The sequence below is a fragment of the Streptomyces sp. ADMS genome (assembly GCF_033441795.1).
Taxonomy (GTDB): Bacteria; Actinomycetota; Actinomycetes; order Streptomycetales; family Streptomycetaceae; genus Streptomyces.
Genome location: NZ_JAVFVX010000224.1, coordinates 1 through 4555 on the forward strand (window position 1 = coordinate 1; position 4555 = coordinate 4555).

At 68.1% G+C, this 4555-nt stretch carries 4 protein-coding genes and 1 pseudogene; all 5 read left to right on the forward strand.

What is annotated here, in order from left to right; genetic code table 11:
• Nucleotides 1-252 precede the first annotated feature (252 nt).
• On the forward strand, nucleotides 253-1020 hold the full coding sequence (locus RB628_RS39395; protein ID WP_318325464.1) for an SDR family NAD(P)-dependent oxidoreductase: 768 nt from the start codon (nucleotides 253-255) through the stop codon (nucleotides 1018-1020).
• A gap of 94 nt (nucleotides 1021-1114) precedes the next feature.
• Nucleotides 1115-1894 carry an SDR family oxidoreductase gene (locus tag RB628_RS39400; protein WP_318325465.1) on the forward strand — a complete coding sequence of 260 codons (780 nt, stop codon included), beginning with the start codon at nucleotides 1115-1117 and terminating at the stop codon, nucleotides 1892-1894.
• Nucleotides 1895-2261: 367 nt separating this feature from the next.
• Nucleotides 2262-3464 (forward strand): glycoside hydrolase family 1 protein, encoded by a 1203-nt coding sequence (locus RB628_RS39405; RefSeq protein WP_318325466.1) that lies wholly within the window; start codon nucleotides 2262-2264, stop codon nucleotides 3462-3464.
• A 239-nt stretch (nucleotides 3465-3703) separates the two neighbouring features.
• A complete protein-coding gene (locus RB628_RS39410) occupies nucleotides 3704-3883 on the forward strand; it encodes a hypothetical protein (protein ID WP_318325467.1) in 180 nt (59 codons plus the stop codon).
• Nucleotides 3880-4269, forward strand: a pseudogene (locus RB628_RS39415) (hypothetical protein); the annotation flags it as partial. The gene RB628_RS39410 and the pseudogene RB628_RS39415, both read left to right, overlap by 4 nt.
• Nucleotides 4270-4555 lie beyond the last annotated feature (286 nt).

Consider the following 4555-nt stretch of genomic DNA (forward strand, 5'->3'; position numbering starts at 1 on the left):
TCCGCGACCTGCGGCGACGCGGCCGTGCTCGGTGCTCCGGGCGGCTGTTCCTGCGAATTGCGCAGCAGAGTCGGCGCGAACACCAAAGCTCAGCCCTTGCCGGCACAAGGAGCCCGAACACGGCATCCGACCACTGGGCCGTCGTCGATTCGTTCCACGAGAACGGCATCATCCCCGGCCCGGTTCTGAAGATCACTGAGATCCGACCGGCCTCGCGGCCGATCCGACAACCAAGGGCGTAGGAGATCACTTGTGGAAGGCTTGCACGACAAGGTCATCGTCTTCGCCGGCGCTGGTGGAATCGCCACCGCCGTCGCGAAGTTCGTCGGTGCGGGAGGCGCCCGGATCGTAGTCGGCGACGTCGTCGAGGCGTCGGCCGAAGCCACCGTCCGGGCAGCCCGGGATGCCGGCGGCGACGGCATCGTCACCGTCGTCGACATCGCGGACGAGGACCAGGTCAAGCAACAGATCGAGCTGGCCATCGCCACGTACGGCCGCATCGACGGTCTCTTCAACGTGGCCGCCAACATCCATCCCGACGAGGTTGCCAAGGACACCGACGCGACCGGCATCGATCTGGCCGCATGGCGGCGCACCATCGATGTCAACCTCACCGGCTACCTGCTCACGCTCAAGCACGCGTTGCCGCCCATGATCGCCGGCGGCGGCGGATCCGTGGTCAACACGCTGTCCGGCGCGGTCTACGCCGGCATGCCCGACAAGGTCGCGTACTCCGTGACCAAGGCCGGCGTCGGCGCACTCACCCGCCACGTCGCGCGCCGCTACGGCAAGGACAGCATCCGCTGCAACGGCGTCGCCCCCGGCCTGGTCATGACCCAGCAGACCGAACTCAACCTGCCCGACGAGTTCCGCGACATGATCCTCGCGGGCACCCCGGCGCCCCGCCACGGCCGGCCCGACGACATCGGCGCCACCGTGGCCTTCCTCCTGTCCGACCTTGCCCAGTGGACGACCGGCCAGATTCTCTGCGTCGACGGAGGCACCACTATGCGCCCCTGACCACGCCACGGTTGGTTGGTACGACGGTCCGACCGACCGCCATCAACCTCTTCACGGGACCGTGAAACCCTTTAGAAACCAAGGAAGAAGACTTATGGGAAAGCTGGACGGGAAAGTCGTACTGCTCACCGGAGCCTCCTCGGGTCTGGGCAAGCAGCAGGCGATCCGGATTGCCGAAGAGGGTGCCAACCTCGCCATATGCGCGAGGACCGAGAGCAAGCTCTCCGAAACCCGGCAGATCTGCGAGGACCGGGGTGCCACGGTCCTGGCGACGACGGCCGACATCACGGACTACGACGCGCTGTCCGCGCTGGTGGCCGCGACCGTCGAAAAGTTCGCCACCATCGACGTACTCATCAACAACGCGCACACCATCACCGTCCCGGCCCCGTTCCTGGAGAAGACCATCGACGATCTCGATGTCGAGATGCGCAGCTCCGTGTACGCCTACTGGCACCTCATGAAGCTCTGCTTTCCCTACATGCGCGACCGGCCCGGAGCCGGCGCGTCCATCATCAACTTCGCCTCGGAAGCAGGCGTGATGGGCGACGCGCTGTACGCACCGTACGCGGCGTCGAAGGAGGCGGTCCGAGGCCTGTCACGCGTGGTGGCCAGGGAATGGGGACAGTACAAGATCCGCGTCAACACGCTGTGCCCCAATGGCATGACGGACAACATCTCCGGTGGGCTCGACTGGATGGAACCCCGGACTCGCGAACACATCGAGAAGAGCTTTGTGAACAACCCGTTCGGTCGTGCCGGGAACCCGTACGAGGATGTCGCACCGGTGACCGTGTTTCTCGCGTCGGACGACAGCCGGTGGATCACAGGGCAGAACCTCCATGCGGACGGGGGTGGCCTGATCAACGCATGAGCGATTGAGAAGCGGTTGAGATCCCAGCCGCCAGAGGGCCCGGTTTCCCGGATGCCCGGGGCCGGCGAGTGCGTCCCGACGGGGACTCACCAGAGCGTCCCGCGTTCCGAACGGCCGTGCTCTGGCGGACACCGGCGCGCGGGCGACCGCCCCAATCCAGCGTGGCGGTGTGACCGGGCCCCGGCCCCTGTCATCAGGCGGGTCCGCGGCTCGTCGAAACGCGTTGCAGGGCTCCCAACCTGGCTGCCTGCACGGCCCGTTGTCCGGCGACCTCATGCGCATGGACGAGTCCATCCCGGCTTTGCCGGTCATCGCATCCGCCGCCCCTGTGTCCACCGACGACCCGACCGATCCTGGAGGCAACCCGATGAGCCGCAACCCCGACCTTCGCTCCGACTTCCTGTGGGGCGCGTCCACCTCACCGCACCAGATCGAGGGGAACAACCTCAACAGCGACTGGTGGCGCACGGAGCACCGGAACGAAGGCCACCTGGAGCTCAGCGGGGACGCGTGCGACAGCTACCACCGCTACGGCGAGGACATGCGGCTGCTGGCCGACGCCGGCCTGAACGCCTACCGGTTCGGCATCGAGTGGGCGCGCATCGAACCGGAGCCCGGAGAGTTCTCGCGGGCCGAGCTCGCCCACTACCGCCGCATGATCGACACCGCGCGCGGCCTCGGCCTGGAACCCGTCGTGACGCTCCATCACTTCACCAACCCCCGCTGGTTCACCGACGAGGGCGGATGGACGAGTCCGACCGCCGTCGACCGGTTCACCCGGTACGTCGAGCGCGTGTGCACGATCCTCCACGGTGTCACCTGGGTCTGCACCATCAACGAGCCGAACATCCTGGCCATGATGAGCGGCATGTCTGCGGCGGTGGCCGAGGGTGCCGACATGAACCTCGGCGCGGACATCCGGATGCCCACCCCGAGCACGGAGGTCGGCGAGGCCCTCGTGCGAGCGCACCGGGCCGCCGTGGCCGTCGTGCGCGAGCACACCTCGGCGAAGGTCGGCTGGACCGTGGCGCAGCAGGCTCTTGTCCCCACCCCCGGCAGCGAGGAACTGTCCGCCGAACTGCGTTGGGCCTGGGAGGACCTCTACCACCACGGTGCCCGCGGGGACGACTTTCTGGGCGTGCAGTCGTACACCAGCCAGCTGGTGAGCAAGGACGGCATCGTCCCCGCGCCCGAAAGCCCCGACAACACACTGACCGGCTGGGCGTACCGGCCCGACGCCCTCGGCATCGCCCTGCGGCACGCCTGGGAGGCCACGGAGGGGACCCCGCTGCTCGTCACCGAGAACGGCATCGCCACCGCCGACGACGCGCGCCGCATCGCCTACACGACCGAGGCGCTCGGGCACCTGTATGACGCGGTAGCCGAGGGCATCGACGTCCGTGGGTATCTGCACTGGTCCGCGCTGGACAACTTCGAGTGGGGTCGTTGGGCACCGACGTTCGGGCTCATCGCCGTCGACCGTGAGACGTTCGAGCGAACGCCGAAGCCGAGCCTGGCCTGGCTCGGTGGAGTCGCCCGCATGGACGGCGCCCTGGAGGCCGGAGGCTAGGGATCGGGGCGGCCCACGCCGGAGTCCGGAGCCCGCGACGGCCCCGTCACCCGCGACGCAGTCATCGAAGTGCATTGCCGAAGGTGGCAAGGGGACGCCCCCAGACTTCCGCACATGACAAGTGGACGAGAGACAGGGCCGATCCGCCGTTGACTCCACATGTCGTGAGCGATGGCCGGGTGCGTCTTCGATGCACCCGTGCGGCACCCCGATGCAACACAGAGAGGAAGAGGACATCGATGTCCACCCCCCGCTCCTTCTCCACCCCGCACACCCCGGGTTACCACAACAACGAGGGAATGCCGAGGGAGCGGAACGAGACGTACGCCGACGGGCCGGTGGCCTTCCACGACCTGCTCAGGCGCTGGCGTGCGGACGGCGGCATGGACGACGTGCAGGTGGGGGCGGAGGAGGTGTGAAAGCGTCGTATCCCAGCCGGTTCGACGAAGCCGGTGATCGGACGGTCACGAGCACCCGTTGGCAGACGAGGCGGCTCAACCCGCCCAGCAGGCTGTGCGGTGCGAACGGTGTCGCGATCGGTCCGGACGGGCGGCAGTACGTCGTCCAGTTTCTCGCCGGGCGGATCAGCGCCGTCGGTCTCGCCACCGGAGGTGTCGACGTAGTCGTGCCGATGGACGGCCCGGTGCAGTCGCCGGACGACCTGGCCTTCGGCGCGGACGGGTCGATGTACATCGCCGACCTGGTCCCCGGCCGAGTACGGCGGCGTAGTCCGCACAGCGAGTACTTCCTGGTCTCGGAGCAGGTGACGGTGCTCAACGGCATCCCCTGCGTCGGGGACCGGCTTTTAGCACCGGTGGCTGTGGACCGTGTCGCTGACCACGGGAAGGACCGGGGTGGATGCTGCGGACCTGCCGGTCGGATCACCCCCTGACCGCGCCTGCGGCGCCGAACCCGCCCTGTTCACCCACGGCATGCCCGGTTCGCCGCGCCCGTTCGCGGGCCTGGCCGTCGCCCCGGACGGATCCCTCCTCCTGTCGGCCAACGGCGAAGGAAGCGTGTGGCAGTTGAAGACGCCCACTGAGGCTGCGCCAAGCTCGTTTCCGCAGTTCTTGTGTCCTGAACATGAAAGG

Coding starts and splice junctions, on each gene's coding strand:
- RB628_RS39400 (WP_318325465.1), top strand. CDS start 1,115: ATGGGAAAGCTGGACGGGAAAGTCGTACTGCTCACCGGAGCCTCCTCG.
- RB628_RS39405 (WP_318325466.1), top strand. CDS start 2,262: ATGAGCCGCAACCCCGACCTTCGCTCCGACTTCCTGTGGGGCGCGTCC.
- RB628_RS39410 (WP_318325467.1), top strand. CDS start 3,704: ATGTCCACCCCCCGCTCCTTCTCCACCCCGCACACCCCGGGTTACCAC.